This window comes from Pseudophaeobacter sp. 1A09344, from assembly GCF_041008745.1.
Classification (GTDB): Bacteria; Pseudomonadota; Alphaproteobacteria; order Rhodobacterales; family Rhodobacteraceae; genus Phycobacter; species Phycobacter gallaeciensis_A.
Genome location: NZ_JAXGFS010000033.1, coordinates 1 through 2,858 on the forward strand (window position 1 = coordinate 1; position 2,858 = coordinate 2,858).

General features: G+C 59.0%; 3 protein-coding genes. 1 reads left to right on the plus strand and 2 read right to left on the minus strand.

Annotated elements, in window-relative coordinates:
• Window positions 1-215: 215 nt before the first annotated feature.
• On the plus strand, window positions 216-413 hold the full coding sequence (locus SM765_RS22935) for a hypothetical protein (protein ID WP_274834960.1): 198 nt from the start codon (window positions 216-218) through the stop codon (window positions 411-413).
• Between the two features lie 18 nt (window positions 414-431).
• On the opposite strand, the gene SM765_RS22940 is transcribed toward SM765_RS22935, so the two are convergent.
• Together SM765_RS22940 and SM765_RS22945 are read right to left on the minus strand one after the other, a co-directional pair.
• Window positions 432-818, minus strand: coding sequence for an MAPEG family protein (locus tag SM765_RS22940; protein ID WP_274837706.1), 387 nt, complete (start codon window positions 816-818; stop codon window positions 432-434).
• A 199-nt stretch (window positions 819-1,017) separates the two neighbouring features.
• Window positions 1,018-2,592, minus strand: a complete 1,575-nt coding sequence (locus SM765_RS22945; protein WP_368981940.1) for a hypothetical protein — start codon at window positions 2,590-2,592, stop codon at window positions 1,018-1,020.
• Between the last annotated feature and the right edge of the window lie 266 nt (window positions 2,593-2,858).

Sequence of the window (2,858 nt, forward strand, 5' to 3'; positions counted from 1 at the left end):
CGATTCGAACGCCCGACCCTAACCTTGGCAAGGTTATGCTCTACCCCTGAGCTACGCCCGCGCTGCCATTCGGTGAGGGGTGAAATATTCATTCCGCCGCGGGGCTGCAAGTGGAAAATCGTGCCGCCCCGGAAAAAACTCTCATTTTCTGCGACGGAACCTGCGGGCTGCTGCGTTTCATACAGACGAAAAGAAACAGAGGGGAGCTGTCTAAGATGAAACCTGCCGATTATGCCCGTATTGGCGCGCTGATCGCGACCATAGCGCTGGCCAAGGCGCTGTCGCCCGCGGGGGGGCAGAGCCCGGAAACCGCATCTGAGGTCGACCCGGGCGCGATCCGGCCCGCGCCGGTCTATGTTAAAACGATCAGCGCCCCCGAGGTCACGGCCCCGGTGCAGGGGCATGACGTTTAGGCTTAGCCACTCTTCACCTTAGAAAAGCGCGTGCGCGATCAGGCCCAGACCTGCCACAAGCAGCATCAGAAGGTTCAGCACGATGCCGGCCTGACGCAGGATCAGGATCTGCGGGCGCGCGGTAAAACCGACCGCGTGCATCAGCCGTCCGCCCAGCAACATCACCCCCAGCGCATGCGTGGCCAGTGCCGGTGCGCCCTGTGCTTCGCTCAGCGCCAGAAGAACCAGGCCAAGCGCGGTATATTCCACGAAATTCCCCTGTGCGCGGATGGCCATCAGTAATGCGCGATTGCCGCCATCTCCGACGGAAATCTTGTGTTTCAGCCGCTGGCGACTGACGCCAAGCGACAGGTAGACAAACAAGAGCGCCGCCCCGCCGCCATAAAGTGATGTAATCGGAAGCATCGGCCTATCCTCCCCATAGGAATTGCAGTGTCATAAGTGAGTTCGTTTTTGGAACCTAATACTGAACAATCCTGCGGGGCTTTTGAAGCCGATTCAGAGCGGGTTCACGCGAGGGAATGCGCGCCGCGGAAGCGCGGGCGGGATGCCGAGGGCAGCGGGAGTGGTCCCCACGGCCCTTGGGGCGTATCCGTTGAGGTGATTATTTGACCGGGATCTTGTGCTTTTTCAGCGCCTTGGCCAGTTCGTTGTCGACCAGTTTCATCAGCGCCTTGTCCTTGGCGGCGGCCTTGGCAGCCATATCGGTCATCTGTGCCTCGCTTTCCTTGCCGGTGGCGCGGGACAGAATGACGCCATAGCCGACCTTCAGGCTTTCATCGCTGACCTTGTTCATCACCTCAGCCCAGAGCTTGGCCTTGAGCGTATTTGGGATGTTGTTGGTCTTGGCCAGTTTCGCCAGCCGGTCCGGCAGGATCGTGCCCTGCAGAAGATCCTTGTTCTTATAGGCCCATTTTTTCTGGAAGCTGCCGAGGTTCTTCACCATCCCGCCAAGAAGTGCCGAATAAAGAAGTGAGGTTACGATGGCCTGGAATTCCTTTTCGGTCGGGGGCTTGCCGGTCTTCATGATCCGGCCGACTTCCTTCACGGCTTCACCCAGAACGGTTTTGATCACCTCTTGTCCGGAGCCGGCGATGTAATTGGCGATGAATTTCTCAAGCTGTTTGGTGGACAGGAAGGCGACCTTGGACGCCAGCTTGGGTGCGACCCATTTTGCCGCATCATCGCAAAAGCCGAGCGGTACCTTGCTGCCGATCCCGCCGGTCAGCCCGCCAACCGTGCCATCGATCACCATGGCCTGGATCGAACCCCAGACGGTCACCTTCTGACCGCTGGCATGTTTGCCAAGCTCCTGACTGGCGCTTTGCAAAAGGCCGACACCGGCACCAGAGGTGATAGCCGCGCCGCCAGCCGTCATGCCCGCTCCGGTCACCAGAACCGGGGCGGCCAGCGCCCCGACGACTGCAAAACAGGCAGCCGACGAAACCGACAGAACAGTGGCCGTGGTCCGGGCAGAGCCGGTGAATTCCTTCAGAAACCGCAAAAGATCCGCGTTGAAGGCGCCAATCGCCTTTTCTGCCTCGGGCAGGGCCTCATCGATCAGCTTGAGGTCCTTTGTCATGATCGCCCGCTCCAGCTTGCCACTGGCACGGATGGAGCGGCCACAGAGCTTGTTATCGGGCATCTTGACCGATCCGGCCTCGATGATGATGACCTGCGCTACGGCGTTCAGCACGCCATCTTTCAGCTGAGCCACGTCAAGATAGTGCTGATAGGTCTCCAGCGCGGTTTCATGGTTACGCAGGACCGATTTCATATAGGGCGTCAGCCGTTTGAGGACGTCCAGCTTGACCTTCTCGTATTCCTTGGGCGTGCAGCGGATCTTCTTGCCGCGGAAGGTGACCTCCATCATGGGTTGTTTGGCGGCCTTTTCCTCTTCGGCCTTCATCTTCTTGTAGGCTGGCAGCAGCGCCTTGAAGGTGCGCCCGCCGGGATCGACGACCTTGTCGGGGTTTTTGAAGCCGCTTTTCTTCTGAAAGGTGCCGATGGCCTTCAGCAGGCCGGTATCCATCTTCTTGGAGGCGCCAAGCGGACCGATCTTATTGGCCTCCAGCATCCTGCGCACCAACAGCACGTCGTCTGGTTTGTTCTTGACCTCATCCCCGGAACTGGAGCGTGGGGACTGACCGACAGGAGCTGTCAATTTCGCTGAAGACATTGGAAACCTCGCAAACTGGATAAAAACTGGCAGCTATTTTGGGCTGGTCCCGCAAAGGATCAAGATTGACAGCAGCGAAATGAGGAGGCTTGCCGAATTTTCCCCGTTGTCGCGTATTCGCGGGGCAGTGGATCCGGCCTGCGTGCGGCACGAAAAAAAGCCGCAGCCTTTTTGGGCTGCGGCTTGTAGTTTTGTGGTCTGGGCTTCGTGTCTTATTCCAGCTCGATGAGGAGGTCCTTTGCGTCGATCTGGCCGCCTGGCTGGAC

Bases quoted from the DNA above. Each gene is read 5' to 3' on its own strand.
- SM765_RS22940 (WP_274837706.1), bottom strand. From the start codon at position 818: ATGCTTCCGATTACATCACTTTATGGCGGCGGGGCGGCGCTCTTGTTT.
- SM765_RS22945 (WP_368981940.1), bottom strand. From the start codon at position 2,592: ATGTCTTCAGCGAAATTGACAGCTCCTGTCGGTCAGTCCCCACGCTCC.
- SM765_RS22935 (WP_274834960.1), top strand. From the start codon at position 216: ATGAAACCTGCCGATTATGCCCGTATTGGCGCGCTGATCGCGACCATA.